General features: G+C 67.6%; 15 protein-coding genes and 1 riboswitch. Of the genes, 5 read left to right on the top strand and 10 right to left on the bottom strand.

Annotated features, from left to right (window positions below; all coding sequences use genetic code 11):
- Positions 1–128: 128 nt before the first annotated feature.
- The 7 genes from DSX2_RS16995 to DSX2_RS16965 all read right to left on the bottom strand — a co-directional run bounded on the left by DSX2_RS16995 (position 129) and on the right by DSX2_RS16965 (position 5,387).
- A complete protein-coding gene (locus DSX2_RS16995; RefSeq protein WP_035043348.1) occupies positions 129–920 on the bottom strand; it encodes a sulfide-dependent adenosine diphosphate thiazole synthase in 792 nt (263 codons plus the stop codon).
- Between the two features lie 122 nt (positions 921–1,042).
- Positions 1,043–1,141: riboswitch (TPP riboswitch) on the bottom strand.
- Between the two features lie 76 nt (positions 1,142–1,217).
- A complete protein-coding gene (locus DSX2_RS16990; protein ID WP_020882235.1) occupies positions 1,218–1,586 on the bottom strand; it encodes a response regulator in 369 nt (122 codons plus the stop codon).
- A gap of 367 nt (positions 1,587–1,953) precedes the next feature.
- Positions 1,954–2,532: a MerR family transcriptional regulator gene (locus tag DSX2_RS16985; protein WP_020882234.1), complete on the bottom strand. Its 579-nt coding sequence runs from the start codon at positions 2,530–2,532 to the stop codon at positions 1,954–1,956.
- Complete coding sequence (locus tag DSX2_RS16980; protein ID WP_020882233.1) at positions 2,532–3,095, bottom strand: hypothetical protein; 564 nt, start codon at positions 3,093–3,095, stop codon at positions 2,532–2,534. Before DSX2_RS16980 ends, DSX2_RS16985 begins: the two co-directional genes overlap by 1 nt.
- Before the next feature lie 133 nt (positions 3,096–3,228).
- Positions 3,229–3,831 (bottom strand): rhodanese-like domain-containing protein, encoded by a 603-nt coding sequence (locus tag DSX2_RS16975; RefSeq protein WP_020882232.1) that lies wholly within the window; start codon positions 3,829–3,831, stop codon positions 3,229–3,231.
- 205 nt (positions 3,832–4,036) lie between these two features.
- Positions 4,037–4,333 carry a YciI family protein gene (locus DSX2_RS16970; protein ID WP_020882231.1) on the bottom strand — a complete coding sequence of 99 codons (297 nt, stop codon included), beginning with the start codon at positions 4,331–4,333 and terminating at the stop codon, positions 4,037–4,039.
- Positions 4,334–4,445: 112 nt separating this feature from the next.
- Positions 4,446–5,387 (bottom strand): multidrug resistance efflux transporter family protein, encoded by a 942-nt coding sequence (locus DSX2_RS16965; protein WP_020882230.1) that lies wholly within the window; start codon positions 5,385–5,387, stop codon positions 4,446–4,448.
- Between the two features lie 168 nt (positions 5,388–5,555).
- Between DSX2_RS16965 and DSX2_RS16960 the strand changes: the two genes are divergently transcribed.
- Both DSX2_RS16960 and glmS read left to right on the top strand, forming a co-directional pair.
- Positions 5,556–6,872 (top strand): amidase, encoded by a 1,317-nt coding sequence (locus tag DSX2_RS16960; protein WP_020882229.1) that lies wholly within the window; start codon positions 5,556–5,558, stop codon positions 6,870–6,872.
- A gap of 188 nt (positions 6,873–7,060) precedes the next feature.
- The gene (glmS, locus tag DSX2_RS16955; protein ID WP_020882228.1) at positions 7,061–8,887 is read left to right on the top strand and encodes a glutamine--fructose-6-phosphate transaminase (isomerizing); all 1,827 of its coding nucleotides are present in this window, start codon (positions 7,061–7,063) and stop codon (positions 8,885–8,887) included.
- 1,290 nt (positions 8,888–10,177) lie between these two features.
- On the opposite strand, the gene DSX2_RS16950 is transcribed toward glmS, so the two are convergent.
- Together DSX2_RS16950 and DSX2_RS16945 are read right to left on the bottom strand one after the other, a co-directional pair.
- Positions 10,178–12,850 (bottom strand): HDOD domain-containing protein, encoded by a 2,673-nt coding sequence (locus DSX2_RS16950; RefSeq protein WP_020882227.1) that lies wholly within the window; start codon positions 12,848–12,850, stop codon positions 10,178–10,180.
- Positions 12,851–13,152: 302 nt separating this feature from the next.
- Complete coding sequence (locus DSX2_RS16945) at positions 13,153–13,914, bottom strand: PEP-CTERM sorting domain-containing protein (RefSeq protein WP_020882226.1); 762 nt, start codon at positions 13,912–13,914, stop codon at positions 13,153–13,155.
- A gap of 153 nt (positions 13,915–14,067) precedes the next feature.
- Between DSX2_RS16945 and DSX2_RS16940 the strand changes: the two genes are divergently transcribed.
- The 3 genes from DSX2_RS16940 to DSX2_RS16930 all read left to right on the top strand — a co-directional run bounded on the left by DSX2_RS16940 (position 14,068) and on the right by DSX2_RS16930 (position 17,525).
- Entirely contained in the window at positions 14,068–14,382 is a 315-nt protein-coding gene (locus DSX2_RS16940; RefSeq protein WP_020882225.1) for a hypothetical protein, read from the top strand.
- Between the two features lie 201 nt (positions 14,383–14,583).
- Positions 14,584–15,456, top strand: a complete 873-nt coding sequence (locus DSX2_RS16935) for a hypothetical protein (RefSeq protein WP_020882224.1) — start codon at positions 14,584–14,586, stop codon at positions 15,454–15,456.
- A gap of 38 nt (positions 15,457–15,494) precedes the next feature.
- Positions 15,495–17,525, top strand: a complete 2,031-nt coding sequence (locus DSX2_RS16930; RefSeq protein WP_020882223.1) for a ThiF family adenylyltransferase — start codon at positions 15,495–15,497, stop codon at positions 17,523–17,525.
- A gap of 201 nt (positions 17,526–17,726) precedes the next feature.
- Here the strand turns inward: DSX2_RS16930 and DSX2_RS16925 are convergent, their stop codons facing one another.
- Positions 17,727–18,572, bottom strand: a complete 846-nt coding sequence (locus tag DSX2_RS16925) for a PEP-CTERM sorting domain-containing protein (protein WP_020882222.1) — start codon at positions 18,570–18,572, stop codon at positions 17,727–17,729.
- Positions 18,573–18,740: the final 168 nt, after the last annotated feature.

The raw sequence follows: 18,740 nt of genomic DNA, 5'->3' as shown, positions 1-18,740 counted from the left end.
TTTTTGCAAGCAGAAGACGGCATACGAGATTAGCTCCCGGTCTCGGCATTCCTGCTGACCCGCTCTTCCGATCTAGGGGGCGCGCAGCCCCCTCCCTGCCCGCCGGAGGCGATTCGACGCGCGCGAATCTAGCCGCGCAGCTTGGCGGCGATCTCGCGGGCGGCCTTTTCGCCGGAGAGGAGCATGCCGCCGAAGACGGGTCCCATGCGGTAGCCGCCGAAGCAGGCGTTGGCGGCCATGCCGGCGACCCAGACGCCGGGGAAGACCTCGCGGGTGTTCTCCGGGGTGGTGCGTTCGGCGGTGTCGGCCCACATGGAGCGTTCGCCCATGACCTCGCCGGTGGGGGTCTTCAGGCGCACGCCGTTCTTGCGGGTCAGGGTGTGCAGGACCTCCATGGCGTGCCCGGTGGCCTCGATGAGGTAGGTGCAGGACAGGGCCAAGGGATCGACGTGCAGGCCCGCCATCTCCACGGGCGAGGAGTTGACGACGATGCCGGTGACGCGGACGTCTTCGCCCTCGCCGCGCATGCAGACGTCCTCGACGCTCATGCAGTTGAAGATGCGGGCGCCCGCCAGGCAGGCCTTGGAGGCCAGGGTGACGGACGCGGCCACGGCGTCGGCGGTGAAGTAGCCGGGGGCGAACTCGAAGACGGGCACTCCGGCCTCGTCCAGGACGTGGCGCGACTCTTCCTGGACCACGATCTCGTTCCAGGTCATGCCGCCTCCCCACATGCCGCCGCCCAGCGACAGCTTGCGCTCGAACACGGCGACCTTGAAGCCCTGCGCCGCCAGGCGCCAGGCGCAGGTGAGGCCGGACGGCCCGGCGCCGACGATGGCGACGTCGAGCTCGACGCTGTCGAGGAACTTGTGGAAGAAGCGGGTGGCGATGGCCTTGGTGACGATGTTCTCGTCGATCATGATGGATCCTCCGTGCGACGCGGGGGAGGAGCTCCGCCCGGACGGGCGCTCGTCATGGTCGATGAGGGCCGGTCCGGGACGGGAAGCGGGGGACCGGCGTGGCGGCCGCGCGTACGGCGGCCCTGGCTGGTGGACTCCCGAGTTCCCTACGGCGGTGCAAACCGCGTCAGGTTCGATGGGTATGCTCTCAGCGCCGCCCATGCGACGCACCCCAATCGGTGTCGGGCAGGGGTCTAGCACGGCTGTTGCCGGGCCGCAAGGTGCGGCCGCATGCCGGGCGCGGCGCGCGGGCCGGAGGGATCAGTTCTTTTTCAGAGCGCGGGAGATGGATTCGCGGATCTGGGCGAGGGAGGCGGGCTTCTCGAGAATGGCCACGGGGCGGGTCTGGCTGGCGCGGGCCATGGTCTCCTCGTCGGCGAAGGCGGTGTGGAAGATGACCGGGATGTTGTTGTTGATGATCATGGCGGCGTTGATGCCGTCGATGTTGTCCTTGAGGCGGATGTCCATGAGGATGACGTCGACCTGGTTGCTGCTGGCGTAGTCGATGGCCTTGCGGCCGGTGTCAGCGACGCAGCAGACGTTCAGGCCCATGCCCGAAATTTCCTTCTGCAGGTACATGGCAGTGATGGCCTCGTCCTCGACGATCATCACGTTCTTACGCGTCGCCATTCAACAACCGCCTCCGCTCCGCTCCTTAGAGGATGCCGCTACAAGTGCCCAATCTGGCTTCGGAAACCTGGTAGACACTTTCCCACCAAGGGCGTGGGCCTGTCAATGCTTGCCCTGCAAGGTTTTTGAAAAAACACGCCATGAGATGGCGTGTTTTGGAAAAGTGATCCAGCCGCGAGATAACATGTTGCGTGATATAAAATAACTATATGATATGTGATTGCAGTGTATTACGTTATTTGTCCGGGATGCCGTTCCGCTCGGCGGAAAGGGCGGCGCGGGCTGCGGAACGGCGGCCGGAGAAGGCCGGACACGGGGAGCGGAGGTGGGAGAGGGGGCCGGGCCAGAGGTCTCCGGCCCGGTCGCGTCAGGTTGCGGCATCAGGAGAGGCCGGACGCGGATTTTCGGCCGGGGAGGCAAGGGAAGCTTCCCTGGCGCGGGCGCGGATGGCCGCGATCTGGTGCTCCGGTATGCGCAGGAATTCGAGGAAGGCCTGGTGTCCCTCGGGGTCGTCGTGTTCAAAGGCGGCGTGCCAGGCGCTCATGTCCTCTTCGGAGAAGCCGCTCTTGCGCAACAGGGCGACCCACCGTGCGCGGTCCATGGGCGCGGCGGCCAGTTCCTCGCTTCGTCCGAGCAGGCGCAGCACGAGGCGGCGCTGCTCCACGAGCGTCGCGATCTCGGCCTCCAGGGTGTCGAGGCGGCTTTCGAGGACCGTCGGCCGCCGGTCCGAGGGGCCGTCCAGGATGGCCGCGATGGCCGCGAGAGAGAGCCCGGCCCGGCGGTATCGGCAGACGGCTGCCAGGCGCGCCTCGTCGGCGGCGTCGTAGAGACGGTAGTCGCCCTGGCTGCGCCCCGAGGGGCGCAGCAGGCCGATTGCGTCGTAGTAGAGCAGGGTGCTGCGCGAAAGGCCGTGGCGTTTCGCCAGCCTGCCGACGGTCAGGGACATCAGCCCTCCTTGCCGTGCTGCGTCTCGGCCCCTTCGCCTCCGGTCCCGGCCGGGGCGTCCGCCAGGGCCTCCCCGTGGACCAGCCAGTGGTCGAGCAGGCGCATGAGCCGCGCCATCCTGCGCCCGAACTCCTCGTCCTCCAGGGCGCAGCGCCTTTCCGCGACCTCCCGGTCCAGGTAGGTCACGGTCTGGGTGATCGTGAGCCGGGTCGAGCCGTTCTCCGGGGCGAGGGCGAGGACGTAGCGCATCACCCTCTCCGGCCCCATGCGCACGAATTCCACGAGGCGGGGCGGCTCGTGCCGGGTGGCGAGCCACGTCTCAGGCCCCTCTTGTGGGAAATTCGTGCTGAAAACGCAATCCCGTTCCGCGACTCCGGAGCGGCTGAAGAGCAGGTCGCAGGACCAGCCGGGGATCCACTCGTACTCCCGGATGGGGCAGAGCAGGGGAAAGACACGCTCGGGAGCGGCCGGGGCCAGGTGGTCATGGGTGCGCACCGCGCGCCGGGATGCGGCCGGGCGGGGGGCCTGGGGACGATTCTCATGATGCGTGGACTGAGTGCTCATGGTCTCCTCCTGTGGTGTGGAAGGAGGCAGGGAACACCGTGAAGCCGTAGACGGGTCAAGGGGAAACGGGGAGAAAAGCGGCGGAAAAAGAGACCGGGCCGGGGGCTTCCGGCCCGGTCGTCACGAAGCGGGGCTAGGGCTTGAAGACCAGGGCCGGATCCAGGGAGTAGGTCCAGGGATTGGCGTTCTTCCAGCCGTTGACCGTGCGCTTGCCGAAGTCCGGGCTGGCCTTGTCCTTGACCATCTCGCCCTCGAAGCCGTCGACCACGGAATAGGCGTCGGTGAAGCCCGCCTTGGCCAGCTCGTTCACGGCCGCGGCGCTGCGGCTGCCGCTGCGGCACATGAGCAGCAGGGTGTCGCCGGGCTTGAAGTGCTTCTTGACCAGTTCGACGAAGCCGGGATTGGGGACCATCTTGTAGGATTTCTTCTCGGCGTTGAACTCGGTGGAGAAGAACATGGACGGCATGTTGTAGGCCATGTCCGCGTGGCCCACGAAGACGTATTCCTCGGGCGTGCGCACGTCGATGACGGCGACCTTGTCCGGGGCGGCCTTGTACATGGCGTAGGCCTCCCTGGCGTCCACGTACTTGCCCAGCGTGGTGCGCTCGTTCTCCTTGGCGGGCTCGGACGCGGCCAGGACCGGGGCCGCCGCGGCGAGCAGCAGGGCCAGGAGCGCGAGGCAGGCGAGGGCGGAGGCAGGGCCGAAGGCCTTGAGGTGGGCGAGGGTCTTTTTCATGCGATCCTCATCGTGCGGTCAGGGTGTTTCCCGGACGGCGGATGCCGCCGGGTAATGTACCCGATACTAGCACTGGGTATCTGCGGGGGCAACGGGAAAACGGAAGCGCCGGAAAGGAACGCCCCTGCGCGCCCGCTCGCCCCCTCTCTCGCGCCTCCCCTTCACACGAGACGGGAGGAGGGAGGCCCCGCGGCCTCCCGGGCGCTCAGGGCCTGACTTCCAGGAAGGGGGCGGCCTCCGGGCGACCCAGGCTCGGGGTGAAGCGGGTAAGGGCGTATTCGGCCACGCCGTGGACCATGAAGGGATCCTTGTGCAGCACGGCCCACAGGGCCTCCTCGTCGTCCATGGTGGCCAGGATCACGCCGCCCGTGCGGGGCACCTTGCGGCCGGAGAGCAGGAAGTTGCCGTTCGCGAAGTTCTCCTTGAGGAAGACGGCATGGGCGGGCAGGTGCTTGTCGATCTCCTCGATGGCGACGGTGTAGTGCAGGGAAACGATGAACATGGCTCCTCCTTTGCGTGGGCCGCCGCGCGGGACCGCGACGGAACGGACGGGCGATGATGCCCCGCTCCCGGGCGCAAGGCAAGGAGCGCGGAAGGCCGGAATCCCCGCCGACTCAGGCGGTCTTCTCGCGGGCGCGCAGGGAGAGGGCGAGGCCGAGCAGGGCCAGGGCGATGCCGCACAGCCCGAGGCCCCCGGGCCAGGGCGCGCCGAGCAGGAGGACCTCGCCGAGCAGGGTGAAGAGCACCTCGGCCGACTGGGTGGCGTCCACGGCCGCGATCTCGAAGGACGTGCGGGCGCGGTGGCGGGCGGCGAGGAAGAGCGAGGTGGCGGCCACGCCGGAGAGGAGCGCCACGAGGAAGGTGTCGGCGACCTGCCCCATCGGGGGCAGGGGCGGCCGCACCAGGGCGCCCAGCACGAGCCAGAAGGGCAGGCTGCCCAGGGAGAGCAGGAGGACGCGCCCGAAGCTGCTGTCGAGCACCTCGTGGTCCATGTCGCGCCTGCCCGCGGCCTTGCCGTGGCGCGCCTCCCAGACCATCTGGTTGCCCAGCGGATAGGCCAGCGCGGCGACCAGCACGGGGCAGGCCCCGGCCAGGAGGTCCGCGAAGGGAACGGACGCGGCGTGCTCCAGGTTGACCATGAGGATGCCGCAGAAGATGAGCGCCACGCAGATGAGCCCCTTGCCGGGCACGGGCTTGCCGAAGAGGAGCAGGACAACGGGCGTGGCCAGGATGGTGGCCTGCCAGGTGGTGGCCACGATCCAGCCGGGCGCGTAGGCCGCGCTGTAGCAGAGCAGGCTGTAGAAGACGCCGAAGCCGATGCCGCCCGCCAGGCTCCAGAAGCCGAGGTTGCGGCGCCACTCGGCGAAGGCCGCGCGCAGCAGCCGGGTCTGGCCCGTGGCCGGGAAGAGGACGCAGAGCAGGAGGATCATGAAGGCGTAGCGCAGGCCCGCCGACCAGAACCAGTGCCCCCCGGCCAGGCTCATGACCCGGTTGAGGACGAAGGTGCTGCTGAAGAACAGGGCGGCCAGGCCGCCCAGGGCCACGAGTCCGGCCATCAAATCCTCCTTGGCGCGGCGGGCCCGGACGGCCGCCGACAGGGAGGGGATGCCCTATGCGCGGGCGCGGCGCAAGCCTCCCCTTTATAAAGCCGTGTCCCTCTGGACATCGGGCGCGCTGCGGGCCATTGTTCCCCTGCCACGCCAACCGCGAGCAGGAGCCAGACCGTGACCGACAACCCCGTCCGTCCACCCCTCGTGGCCGCGCCGCCGGCCCTCGAGCGCTTCGTGCGCGCCGACCGCGCCGAGCTTCTCTCCCTCCTCGACAAGCTCTTCGAGCGCATCCGCGGGCTGGACCATGTGCTGCACGTCTTCGAGCCCGGCAGCCCGGTGCGCGAGAAGGTCATGGCCCAGGCGCGCGCGCTCCTCGACCGCTTCCCGGACCCGGACGTGCGCCCGCCGCTCTTCGGCGTGCCCGTGGGCGTGAAGGACATCTTCCGGCAGCAGGGCGAGGCCATCCGCTGCGGCTCGCTCCTGCCGCCCGACGTCTTCTTCGGCCCGGAGGCCGAGGCGGTCACGCGGCTGCGCCAGGCCGGGGCCATCATCATGGGCCGCACCGCGACCACGGAGCTGGCCTATTTCGAGCCCGCCGCCACCTGCAACCCGCACGACCCCGAGCGCACGCCCGGCGGCTCGAGCAGCGGCTCGGCAGCCGGGGTGGCCGCGGGCTTCTTCCCGCTGGCCCTGGGCACGCAGACCGCGGGCTCGGTCATCCGCCCGGCCTCCTACTGCGGCATCGCGGGCTTCAAGCCCTCGTTCGGCCGCCTGCCCGCCGAGGGCGTGGTCTACTTCGCGCGCAGCCTGGACCAGGTGGGCATCTTCTGCGCCACGGCGGCCGAGGCCGCCCGGGCCATGGCCGCCCTGGACCCCGAGTGGCGCCCCGTCCCCGCCCCGCGGAAGCTGCGCCTGGGACTGCCCGTGGGCCCCTACCTGGAGCAGGCGGCCGTCGCCTGTCTCGGGCGGCTGCTCGCGGAGCTCGCGCGCGATTCGGGCCGGTCCGGGGGGCGCGGCCTGCCCGCCGTGCCCTTCGAGGTCGTGGAGGTGCCGTGCCTCGAGGACATCGCGGAGATCACCGTGCGCCACGAGACGCTCATGGCCGGGGAGGTCGCGCGCGAGCAGGCGGCCTGCTTCACCCGCTACCAGCGCCTCTACCGGCCTCGCACCGCGGCGATCATCGAGCGGGGGCTTTGCGTCTCCGAGGCGGAGATGGAGCGGTCCCGGGCTTCGTGCCGCGAGTTGCGCGAACGGCTGCACGGCCTCATGGACGAGCATGGAATCGACGCCTTCGTCTGCCCGGCCACGCTCGGCGAGGCGGACATGGGCCTCTCCTCCACGGGCAGTCCGGCCATGAATCTCCCGTGGTCGCACGCGGGCCTGCCCGCCTTGACCGTGCCGCTGACCGAAGGGCCGTCCGGTCTGCCGCTGGGCCTTCAGGTCGTGGGCCGTTTCGGCGCGGACGAGGCCCTGCTCGCAGCCTGGGCCTGAACCGCCCGCCCGGCAGGCCTTTCTTCCCTGTCCGCCTTTCGCGCCGCGCGCGTCCGTTTTTTCAAGACACTGTGGCGTTTCTGCTGCACTTCATTTTTGTCACTACGCCGGAATAATTGACGAAACAGGCTGGCACGAGTCTTGTTAGAGGGCTGCTGATCGTTCTTCACACAACCGGGGGAATGCATATGTGCGGCATCATCGGCTACGCGGGTCATCGTCCTGCCGTGCCCGTCAGCCTCGAGGGGCTGCGGCGGCTCGAATACCGGGGCTACGACTCGGCCGGAGTGGCCTTCAAGCTCGACGGCGGCCTCGTGGTCATCAAGGAGAAGGGCAAGATAGCGGCCCTGGAAGAGGCGCTGGAGGAGGCGGGCAACTTCATGAACGCCACCGCCGCTCTGGCGCACACCCGCTGGGCCACGCACGGCGTGCCCAACCGGCCGAACGCCCACCCGCACCTGGACCAGTCCGGCGAGCTGGCCATGGTCCACAACGGCATCATCGAGAACTACACCGAGCTCAAGCAGGAGATGCTGCAAAAGGGCATCTCCTTCTATTCCGAGACCGACTCCGAGGTCCTGGTGAAGCTCGTGGGCGAGTGCATGAAGGAGAGCGGTTCCGTGGAGGAGGCGCTGTCCAAGGCGCTTTCGCGCGCCGAGGGCGCCTACGCCGTGGTGCTCATCTCCAACGCCCACCCGGGCAGGCTCTGGGCCGCGCGCAAGCAGAGCCCGCTGGTGCTGGGGCTGGGCACGGGCGAGAATTTCCTTGCCTCTGACGTGCCCGCCTTCCTGCCCTACACGCGCGAGGTGGTCTTCCTCGACGACGGCGAGATGGTGGTCATCGACGCCAACTCCTGGAAGGTCATGGACGCGGCCACGCTGCAGGCCAAGGAGAAGAAGTCCCAGACCATCACGTGGGACGTGCAGGCCGCGCAGAAGGGCGGCTTCAAGCACTTCATGCTCAAGGAGATCATGGAGCAGCCGAAGGTCGTGCGCGACTGCCTGACCGGCCGCATCGACCAGCAGAAGAAGACCGTGAAGCTGCCCGAGATCGACGGGCTGCCCGTGCCGAAGCGCCTGGTCATCGTGGCCTGCGGCACGTCGTCCTACGCGGGCATGTGGGGCAAGTACATCATCGAGAAGATGGCCCGCGTGCCCGTGGACGTGGCCATCGCCTCGGAGTTCCGCTACGCCGACCCGATCCTCGCAGAGGGCGACCAGGTCATGGCCATCTCCCAGTCCGGCGAGACCGCGGACACCCTGGCGGGGCTGCGCCTGGCGCGCGAGCACGGCATCCCGGTCATCGGGCTGTGCAACGTGGTCGGCTCGAGCGTGGCGCGCGAGTCGGACCACGTGCTCTACACCCAGGCCGGACCGGAGATCAGCGTGGCCTCCACCAAGGCCATGTGCTCGCAGATGGTCATGCTCTTCCTGCTCGGCCTGTCCTACGCCGAGCGCAAGGGGCTGCTTTCGGACGAGGACCGCGCGGCCGCGGTGTCCGGCATCCAGGAGATCGCCGGGGTGCTGGAGCAGAGCCTGCCCGCCATGCGCGACACCGCGCGCCATCTGGCCCGGAGCTACTCGAGCGCGGACAACTTCCTCTACCTCGGCCGCGGCCCCTACTGCCCGCTGGCCATGGAAGGCGCGCTGAAGCTCAAGGAGATCAGCTACATCCACGCGGAAGGCTATGCCGCGGGCGAGATGAAGCACGGTCCCATCGCGCTCATCGACCCGCGCTTCCCCACCTTCGCCATCGCCCTCGCGGACGACCTCTTCAGCAAGGTCAAGAGCAACCTCATCGAGGTCAAGGCGCGCGGCGGCAAGATCATCGCCCTGACCAACGCGGGCCCTGGCCTCGAGGTGGACCACCCGTGGTACCTGCCCCAGGTCTGGGGGCCGCTCGGCGCCTTCACCGTGCTCCCGGCCGTGCAGCTCTTCGCCTACGAGATCGCGGACTACCTGGGCAAGGACGTGGACCAGCCGCGCAATCTCGCCAAGAGCGTCACCGTCGAGTAGCCATCCAGGGCGCTGAAAAGGCGCCGTCTGCGGCGTCACTGCGGAAAGGCCAAACCCTCGCGTATGCGGAATACGCGTCGGGCTTGGCCTTTCCTTGTTCCTTGCATCCGACACCTTTTGAGCGCCCTGGGTGAATCAGGTGTCCGCACGCGACACCTTTTCAATTTCAATTTTCATCTCCGGCTTCCCACGTCCAGGCAGCCCGTGTCCGTTTCCTGGGCGGGCCGCAAGCGGGAGAGGTCAAGGGGTTACCCCTTGCGGGGAGGGTCCAGGGAGGGCGAGGACCCTCCCTGGTCAGAGCGTTGAAAAGGCGCCGTCTGCGGCGTCACTGCGGAAAGGCCAAACCCTCGCGTATGCGAAATACGCGTCGGGCTTGGCCTTTCCTTGTTCCTTGCATCCGACGCCTTTTGAGCGCCCTGGGTGAATCGGGTGTCCGCACGCGACAAGCCGTGCTTTTTAAATTTTCCTTTTCGGCTGTCCACGCCCAGGCGGCCCGTGTCCGTTTCCTGGGCGGGCCGCAAGCGGGAGAGGTCAAGGGGTTACCCCTTGCGGGGAGGGTCCAGGGAGGGCGAGGAGCCCTCCCTGGTCAGGGCGCTGAAAAGGCGCCGTCTGCGGCGTCACTGCGGAAAGGCCAAACCCTCGCGTATGCGGAATACGCGTCGGGCTTGGCCTTTTCTTGTTCCTTGCATCCGACGCCTTTTGAGCGCCCTGGGCGAATCAGGTGTCCGCACGCGACAAGCCGTGTTTTTTAAATTTTCCTTTTCGGCTGTCCACGCCCAGGCGGCCCGTGTCCGTTTCCTGGGCGTGCCGCAAGCGGGAGAGGTCAAGGGGTTACCCCTTGCGGGGAGGGTCCAGGGAGGGCGAGGAGCCCTCCCTGGTCAGGGCGCTGAAAAGGCGCCATCTGCGGCGTCACTGCGGAAAGGCCAAACCCTCGCGTATGCGGAATACGCGTCGGGCTTGGCCTTTCCTTGTTCCTTGCATCCGACGCCTTTTGAGCGCCCTGGGTGAATCGGGTGTCCGCACGCGACAAGCCGTGCTTTTTAAATTTTCCTTTTCGGCTGTCCACGCCCAGGCGGGCCGTGTTCGTTCTCCGAGCGTGCCGCAAGCGGGAGAGGTGGGATAACCCCTTGCGGGGAGTCGGAGCGGCAGTCGAAAAACGAAATCGCAGCCAGTCCCGAAGCGGTGAGATGCAAGGAAGTGAAAAAATCCAGGATGCGCAGTGTATTGCGCATACACAAGCGGTCTGGATTTTTTCGCTGACGCGGCGGATCGCCGCTTCAGGGCGGGCTGCTAGGAGGTGGCGTGTTCGGCGAGCAGGCCCTTCAGGTGGTGCAGGAGGCCCTGGACCTTGAAGGGCTTGCGCACGCACTTGAGCGCGCCCAGGCGCATGGCCTGCTCGATGGAGTCCGGATCGGAGAGGCTGGTCAGGGCCACCACGGGCATTTCCGGGGCGGCGGCGCGCACTGCGCGCAGCAGGGGGACCTCGCCCGCGGCGGGCATGGCAGCGTCCACGACGGCGAGCTGGTAGCGGCATTCGGCCAGCAGCGAGACCGCGGCCGGGCCCGTGTCGGCCACGTCCACCGAGTGGCCCGCCTGCTCCAGCGCCTCGACCAGGAGCTCGCGCACGCGCGGCTCGGGATCGGCCACGAGCACGTCCTTGAAGCGCGCCACGACCACGGGCATGCGGGCGAGGCGCCCTCCGTCCTCGCGCGTGGGCGGGGACACGGGCAGCAGCACCCGGACCTCGGTCCATTCGCCCTCGCGGCTGCTGACGTCGATGGCTCCGCCGTGGCTGCGCACGATGCCGTGGCAGATGGACAGGCCGAGGCCGGGCGCCTTGGCCGCGTGGCGCGTGGTGAAGAAGGGGTCGAAGACGTGCGCCAGGGCGTTTTCCGCGATGCCCGCGCCGGTGTCGCGCACCGTGATCAGCACCTCGCGGCCCATGGCCTCGGGCGCCGTGGTCACCAGGAGCTCCCCGCCGCCCTTTTCTTCCAGACCGTGCTGGGCGTTGACCAGGAGGTTCACGAGCAGCGTCTGCATCTGTTTCGTGTCGGCCGCGATGGTCGGCAGGTCGTCGGCCAGGTCCGTGGAGAAGGCGATTCCGGCGCCGGTCAGCTTCTTGGAGAGGATTTCTCCGCACGCGGCGACCAGGCGGTTGACGTCCACCGTCTCCAGGCGCGGCGGCGCGGGCCGCGCGAAATCCATGAGGCTCTGCAGCACGCCGGTGATGCGGTCTATCTGCTCCAGGACCTGGCGCAGACCCCGCTTCTTCTTGGGGTCTTCCTCCTGGCGCTCCAGGATCTGGGTGCGCGCGGACATCACGGACAAGGGATTGTTGATCTCCCGCGCCGCGCCGGCCGCGAGCCTGGCCACCGAGGCCAGCCGCGCGGTCTGCATGCCGCGCTCCTTGACCTGGTCCAGGGTGCGCAGGGTCTGGGAGAAGTCCTCGGAGCGCCGACGAACGCGATCGAAGGTCTCGATGCGGTTCAGGGTGGCCGCCACCAACTCCGAGATGCGGGCCAGGCCCCACTGCTCGCGCTTGTGCAGGAGGGGCTGGCGTCCGCCCGCCTGGCCTCCGGACTGGCGTAGTATGAGCCTGCCGTAGATGGTTCCCGCGAAATGGAGCACCGCGGCGAAATGGTCGATGCCCGGCAGCGGGGCGGGTCCCGTGGGCGGCTCCTCCCGGCGCGCCAGGGCCGCCGCGAGCTCCTGGCTGCAGAAGGAGGGCAGGGTGAGGCTGCCGCCGTGCGGCGCGAGCTGGGCGAAGCGGCCGCGGCCCCAGGCGCCGGCCTGCCGCCCCGCGCCCTGCGTCCCGTTCTGCGCCCCGCTTTGCGCGTCGAGGAACAGCGCTCCCTCGGAGGAGGGAAATATCTCGGCGAAGCACTGCGCCACGATGCCCGCCACCTGCTCGCGCGTGGCGGCGGAGGCGAGCCGCGGCCCGAGCACCCCGGCGGCCTTCAGGATGCGCTGGGCGCGCCTGAGCTCGTCGCGCTCGGCGGCCAGGGAGAGGCTCGTCTCGGAGAGCGTGGCCTGGGCGCGCGTGAGCGCCTCGTAGTAGAAGCTTCCGGCGTCGCCGTCGAGGTCGAAGACCTCGGCGCGCGCGGCGTAGCGTTCGGCCACCGAGCGCTGCACTTCGTCCAGGATGCCGGGCGGCACCTCCAGGGCGGCGGCGAGCCGCTCGATGCGCTCGGCGAGTCCGGGCACGGTGGCGTCGGCCATGATGGAGCGCGCGACGAGGTCCGCGAGCATGACGAAGGCCAGGGGCGAGCGCGGCGAAAAGTCCGGGCCCAGCGCCTCGGGGGAATGGTGGTGGAGCCAGGCGCTGTCCACGAGGCGGCCGGGAAGCTCCCACTTCTCGAGCAGCCACTTGCCCACCAGGGTGTGGTCCGCGCCGAAGCGCTCGCGCTCGAGTACGTGGTACGCCACCCCCCGGCCTCGGGCCGAGCCGATGAGCTGCTCGTAGGCCGCGGGCTTCAGGTGGAGCAGGGCGATCTTGCCGCAGTCGTGCACCAGCCCGGCCAGGAAGGCCTCGTCCCTGACCGCGGGCGAGAGCTTCTCCGCCAGCAGCTGGGCCGTGACCGCGCAGGCCAGGGAGTGCTTCCAGAACGAGAGCATGAAGGGGTCGTCGGCCTTCATGTCGCGCAGGAGCGTGTCGCGGATGAAGGCGCCCAGGACCAGGCCGCGCAGCGTGCCCACGCCGAGGACGAAGATGGCCTGCTCCAGGGTCTCGGCCTTGCGCATCCGGACGTAGGCGGGCGAGTTGGCCAGGCGCATGACCTTGAGGGCCAGGGAGGGATCGGCGGCGATGAGCGCGGCGATTTCCCGCAGCTCGCTGTCCGTGGAGACCGAGGAGAGTATCTTGGCGGCCACGGGAGGCGGCGACGGCAGCGCGCCGAGCGAGTCGACGAGCACGCGGATCTGTTCCCGCGCCTCGCTGTCCTGTTCAGGATTTCGCGTCGCCATGCGTGTCCTCGTCGCTTCCTGGAAGTCGGGCAGCCGCTGCGGCCGTTACCGCTCAGCCCGAAGGTCGGTCCCGGATTCCGTCCGGCCTGTCGTCCGACCTTCTGTCCGGTTGAACCGGATTGTCGTCCCCAAAGCCTTGTCCGGGAGGCGTGAATGTAAAGTCCGCCGACTTTGGTGTGGCGATACTTTACACTTTCCCGCGATCCGGACCGGAAAAGCCCGTTCGGACTCCCCTTGCAGCGAGCGGCCCCGCCGATTCGGGAACGAGTCGACGGGGCCGCGCTGCACGGGAAGCCTCGGCTTTACGCTGCGCGCATGCGCCTGTACGCGGCCACCGCGGGCAGGCCGCCCAGCAGCAGGAGCAGGGTTCCCGGCTCCGGGGCAGGCAGGGGGCCGTGCCCGTAGATCACGTCGTTGGCGCAGGTCATGGTGAAGCCGTAGCCGAAATAGCCGCCCTCGGCGTCGAAGACGATGGGCTTCTCGATGCCGGAGAGATCCCAGTAGGCGGTCTCGATGGAATAGGAGTGCGTGGCGGAGTTCCATACGGGCTTGGTGAAACCCGAGTAGTCGACCCAGCCGAGCTTGCTGTCGCTCCCGGATATCCTCGCCTCCACCGGCTGGCCCTGGCGGGTGCCGGAGCCGCTGGAGAAGATGTAGTCCGTGCCCCAGTAGTTGTTATTGTTGTAAGGATTGCCGTCAGTCAGCGGAATGGCGACCTCGTAGGCCATCCAGCTGCCCGCGCTCCGGCTGTTGCTGCTGTGCAGGACGTAGTCCCAGACGTTGTCGTTGTTGATGTCGAAGAACCAGTCGCCCGGTTTCAGGCTGCTCCAGCCCGACGTGGTGGACACGGTGTACTCGAGCGAGATGCCCACCAGGGTGTGGTTGTCGAAGGTGAAGCTGCCACCCAGGAGATCGGGAATCCCGTTCACGTCCTTGGAGATCGACGAGCTGTAGCCGGGCCAGGTCACGTAGGTGTCCGTGAAGGACACGACCGTTGTGGCGTACGCACCTGTCGCCAGGAGCACCGCTGCCAGAACCGCGAGAGCGTAGAAGCATTTTTTCATAATCCCCTCCTTGGAATCCCGTTCAAATTGAGCAAAGGCCGTGCCAGATAATCCGCCATCCTTCCATGATCCAGGAAAAATGGACCGTACCTTGCACGCCAGCCGTGCAGGGGGCGCGAAGGGACGCGACGAAACGAACGGCGGGGGGCGAAGATGACCGAGGCCTTGTTTGTGGTGGCCGCCATGGCCCTGAGCCAGCTCACGCAGACCGTGGACGAGGCGCTCAGCAGGCTCGGAGCCGTGTCGTTCGCCCACGGCCTGCTTCTCGGCTACCTGAAGGTCTGGGTCTGCAAGCGCTTCCTGGAGTGGTGCGGCCTGCCCATGGGATGGGGGGTCGTGGTCCTGGTGGCCGTCCTGTCCATCGCCGTCTCCCTGTACAAAATCCACAAGACGGGCACCCGCTGGATCCTCGCCCTCAACGTCGGAATGGTCGCGGGCATCATCTACGCGGGAGTCCGATTGCTCTAAGTCCCGGAAGCATAATCCAATTTTCCCGGACGACAGATTTTCACCATAAACAGGTCAAGGATGGCACATTTCTCGCTTCAACGGCAGAGTAGTTTCCGAAAAGGACGGACGGAGCCCACCTCGCTGCGCCGACCATCGGCGGCCGGGCACGAAGCACCCTCCGCTCCGCTCATCGTATTTTCCTAAGGGAAGGGGAACGCCATGCTGGAACGATCAATCGAACGCAGACGAACCATCCGTATCAGACGCTCGGCCCTGACCGCGGCGAAGCTCGACGACCTGGACAGGCCGAGCATCAAGATAGCCGAGACGCTGGACGAGCTTCTGCAGTCCTTCAGGCTCATCTATGCGGAGTACATGGAACAGGGGTACATACAGGCGCCGCATCCGGACGGTCTGCTCTACAGCGTATACAACTTCCTGCCCAAGACCTGCGTCTTCATCTTCAAGTCCTATCTGGACGTCATCTCCACCATCTCCTACACCCCGGACACCGAGCTCTTCGGGCTGCCCATGGATTCGCTTTTCAAGCAGGAACTGGACGGGTTGCGCGAGCAGGGAAGGAAGGTCGTGGAGATCGGCTCGCTGGCCACGGAGCGCAGCAAGCGGGGCAGGAACGTGGTCATGTACCTGTACAAGACCATCATCAATTACGCCATCTTCACCGGCGCCAGCGACCTCTGCCTCATGGTCAACCCGAAGCATGTGCGCTTCTACAGCGATATCATGCTTTGCGAGATCCTGGGCGAGGAGAAGTTCTACGAATCCGTCGGCGCGCCCGCCGTGGCCATGCGGGTGAACTTCGACGAGTACCAGGAGCGGCTGAAATCGGTCTACGGAGACGCGGATTTCGAGACCGACCTGTACTCATTCTTCCTGAAGATGAACTACAGCGCCGTGGATCCGGACATCTCCTCCCTGGACGTGGAGCGCAACCAGCTCCTGGACTACGACGCCGCGCGCTATCTTCTCTTGCACAAGCCCGATGTGCTCGATAAGTTGAACAATCGGCAGATCGACTACATCGAGAAGAAGTACAACAAGGCCCTGTACGTCCCGTCGTTCATCCACTGAGGGGGACCCATGAGCACCGGCCATGCGCGGATGCCCGCATGACGATCCACGATTACGCGAAAAAGCTCCATGAAATAGGGATCGACGATCCGACCCGATTCCAGGACGAGGCCTTCGCCCGCAACCTGGGACTCTACTCCATCGAGGAGCAGGACCGCATCTCCGAGGCCCGGGTGGTCATCCCCGGCCTCGGCGGCGTGGGGGGGCTGCACCTCATCTCTCTCGTGCGCTGCGGCTTCCGCAGGTTCCGTCTGGCGGACCCGGACTCCTTCGAGCTGGTCAACATCAATCGCCAGTTCGGGGCCTCGGTGGCCACGCGCGGCCGCCCGAAGCTCGAGGTCATGTCCGAGACCGCGGCCTCGATCAACCCCTTCGTGGAGATCGAGCCTTTCCCCGAAGGCGTGACCGAGGCCAACCTGGACGCCTTCCTGGCGGACGCGGACGTGGTCGTGGACAGCCTGGACTTCTTCGAGTTCGACATCCGCCGCCGCCTGTTCATGCGCGCCCGGGAGCTCGGCGTGCCCGTGATCACCGCGGGACCGCTCGGCTTCAGCACCGCGCTGCTCGTCTTCACGCCGGACTCCATGTCCTTCGACGAGTACTTCGACGTGCAGGACGGCCTGCCCATGGAGCAGTGCTACCTGCGCTTCGCCATGGGGCTCTCCCCGCGCGGGGTCCATTTCCGCTACGTGGACTCGACCAAGGTCGACCTCAAGGGCCGGGCCGGGCCCTCGTCCTACATCGCCTGCCAGCTCTGCGCCGCGGCCGCGAGCATGGAGGCGGCGCGCATCGTGCTCGGCCGTCCCGGGCTTCGCCCCACGCCCGGCTACCTGCAGTACGACGCCTACCGGGGGCAGCTGTGCAAGGGGCGGCTTCGCGGCGGCAACAGGAACCCCCTGCAGCGCCTCAAGCTGGCCCTGGCGGGCAAGCTCCTCCTGGCCAGGCGCAAGCGCATCGGCCACGAGGCGCCCGACACGCCCAAGGGGCCCTTCACGGCGGCGGACCTCTCCCCCGCGGGCGTGCGCTATCTCGCGGCAGCGGGCGCGGCCGCGCCGTCGGGCGACAACGTCCAGCCCTGGCGCTTCACGCCCGTCCCGGGCGGAATGCGCGTGCGCATGGCGGCCGAGGCAGACACCTCGTTCTTCAACGTGCGCCAGATCGCCACGCTCATCGCTTGCGGCGCGGCGGCCGAGAACATGGCCGTGGCCGCGCCGGACCTGGGGCTCGCTGCCTCGGTGGAGGTGCTGCCCGAGCCGGAGGCCGACGGCGGCGTGGCCGTGGTCCGGTTTTCGGACGGCGGGCGGGAGGATTTCCTGGCCCCGGCCGTGTGGTCGCGCTGCACCAACCGCATGGACTTCTCCGCCAGGCCCCTTTCCCCGGGCATCCGCGCCCGGCTCGCGCGCGAGGTGGAGTCCGTGCCCGGTTGCCGCCTGCACTTCGTGGAGGGCAAGGACGCGCTCACCCGGCTGGCCGACGTGGTCTTCAAGGCCGACAGGATCAGGACCGAGCACCGCGGACTGCACGAGCACTTCGTGAAGATGGTGCGCTTCTCCCGCGAGGAGGCGGAGCAGACGCGCGACGGCCTGCCGCTGAAGAACCTCTACGGCGGGGCCGCGGGCGAGATGTTCCTGCGCCTGACCCGACCCTGGCCGGTCATGCGCGCGGCCAACGCGCTCGGCATGGGCAAGGTGGTGGCCGCGCACGCCAGAAAGGGCATCCTGCACAGCGGCGCCTGCTGCCTGCTCACGGCCCCCGGGCTCGCGGCGCGGGACTTCGCGGCGGGCGGGCGGGCGCTCGAGCGCTGCTGGCTGCGCCTCACGCGCGTGGGGCTCGCCATGCAGCCCATGACCGCCGTGACCCTCTTCCGCCTGCGCTGGGACCTCGAAGGGCCCGAGGCCTTTTCCGCACCCCACCAGGCGTTGCTCTCCGAGCTCTGGAGCGAGTACGACGCCCTGTTCCCGGCCGCGGACTTCGGCCGCGAGGGGCAGGTCATGCTCTTTCGCGTGGGCTACGGCAAGCCCGTGCGCTTCGGCACCTTCCGCAAGGATCCGGACGCCTTCCTGGGCTAGCCGCCCGAACGGCACCCGAACGGCACCCGAACGGACGAGGCCCGGCCCGCGCAAGCGGCCGGGCCTTTGTCGTCTGCGCACGCCTCAAGGGGGCACTCTCCCCTTCTGCTGCATTTCCTGAAGCGCATGAAAAGAGAGGAGGGAGGAGAGATCTCTCTCTCCTCCCTCCTCCTTATAGGGGGGGGAACTCTGGGATCTTCGTTAGGCGGCCTTGTTCTGGCGGCGGCGGAGACCACCGATGCCCAGGAGACCGGCGCCCATGAGGATCAGGCTGACGGGTTCCGGAGTGGCGATGACCGCGGGGTCGGAGCTGTAGAACTGCCAGAGCTTGCCGGTGTTGTTGGACGGATCGCTCGTGAAGATCTTGGCCTGGCCGTAGAAGTTCACGTCGAGGTTCTCGAGGCTCTCCAGCGGGTCGTTGATCAGGGAAAGGTCGGTCATGGAGCCGCCGACCAGGTTCAGACCGTAGAAGGAGGTGCCGAGGAAGGTGTTGGGGGCGGTGGGCACGGTCACCAGGGCATCGCTGTACCAGTAGCCCTTCTGGATGGACAGGGACATCAGCAGGTCGCCGTCGACGGAGGAGGCGATGTTGTTGGCCAGCGTGCTGGAGAAGTCGATGGGCGTGCTGGACTCGAACCACTTCAGGACCACGCCGCTGGCGAGGTCGGCCGCGGTGAACACGCCGTTGGGATCGGCCGCGGTCGGGGTCTTGAAGACGATGTGGCCGTTACCGCCGGAGGTCGGGGTCACGGACTCCACCTCTGTGTAGAAGTACGCCTGGACGTACTGCGAGTTCAGGGTGGGGACCCAGTCCTGGCTGGTGTTGCTGGTCGAGGCCCAATCCACGTTGGTGAACGTGGCGACGCCGTAGAAGATGTCGCCGGCGCTGATCTGGTTCGAGCCGGGGGTGTTGGGAATGCGGTTCTCGTAGTCGTTGAAGCTGATGAAGTTGTACCCGGGGCCGAAGATCGGGAGAGCGAAGGCGCTGCTCGCCAGGAGCAGAAGAGCCATGACGCTGATGGGAAGAAGCTTGATAAGGCGGTTCATACTATTCCTCCTCAATGAAAGGGTGGGGACCAGTTGCCGTTCTCCCTTCCATGTGCAGGTGGCGTGCCATTTTGTAAAGTTTTGTAATCATGTGTTATTTTGAATCGAGGAGGGCTTTTTCAAGGGGCAGCTGTAAGAAATTCTGAAAGGTCTGTAAAAAGCTCCGAA

The organism is Desulfovibrio sp. X2, assembly GCF_000422205.1.
In the GTDB taxonomy this organism is placed as follows: Bacteria; Desulfobacterota; Desulfovibrionia; order Desulfovibrionales; family Desulfovibrionaceae; genus Alkalidesulfovibrio.
Note: the sequence above shows the minus strand (reverse complement) of the source record. Positions and strands in the feature narration are given on the sequence as shown.

Bases quoted from the DNA above. Each gene is read 5' to 3' on its own strand.
- DSX2_RS16945 (WP_020882226.1), bottom strand. From the start codon at position 13,914: ATGAAAAAATGCTTCTACGCTCTCGCGGTTCTGGCAGCGGTGCTCCTG.
- DSX2_RS16940 (WP_020882225.1), top strand. From the start codon at position 14,068: ATGACCGAGGCCTTGTTTGTGGTGGCCGCCATGGCCCTGAGCCAGCTC.
- DSX2_RS16950 (WP_020882227.1), bottom strand. From the start codon at position 12,850: ATGGCGACGCGAAATCCTGAACAGGACAGCGAGGCGCGGGAACAGATC.
- DSX2_RS16925 (WP_020882222.1), bottom strand. From the start codon at position 18,572: ATGAACCGCCTTATCAAGCTTCTTCCCATCAGCGTCATGGCTCTTCTG.
- DSX2_RS16990 (WP_020882235.1), bottom strand. From the start codon at position 1,586: ATGGCGACGCGTAAGAACGTGATGATCGTCGAGGACGAGGCCATCACT.
- DSX2_RS16965 (WP_020882230.1), bottom strand. From the start codon at position 5,387: ATGGCCGGACTCGTGGCCCTGGGCGGCCTGGCCGCCCTGTTCTTCAGC.
- DSX2_RS16985 (WP_020882234.1), bottom strand. From the start codon at position 2,532: ATGTCCCTGACCGTCGGCAGGCTGGCGAAACGCCACGGCCTTTCGCGC.
- DSX2_RS16935 (WP_020882224.1), top strand. From the start codon at position 14,584: ATGCTGGAACGATCAATCGAACGCAGACGAACCATCCGTATCAGACGC.
- DSX2_RS16980 (WP_020882233.1), bottom strand. From the start codon at position 3,095: ATGAGCACTCAGTCCACGCATCATGAGAATCGTCCCCAGGCCCCCCGC.
- glmS (WP_020882228.1), top strand. From the start codon at position 7,061: ATGTGCGGCATCATCGGCTACGCGGGTCATCGTCCTGCCGTGCCCGTC.
- DSX2_RS16970 (WP_020882231.1), bottom strand. From the start codon at position 4,333: ATGTTCATCGTTTCCCTGCACTACACCGTCGCCATCGAGGAGATCGAC.
- DSX2_RS16930 (WP_020882223.1), top strand. From the start codon at position 15,495: ATGACGATCCACGATTACGCGAAAAAGCTCCATGAAATAGGGATCGAC.
- DSX2_RS16975 (WP_020882232.1), bottom strand. From the start codon at position 3,831: ATGAAAAAGACCCTCGCCCACCTCAAGGCCTTCGGCCCTGCCTCCGCC.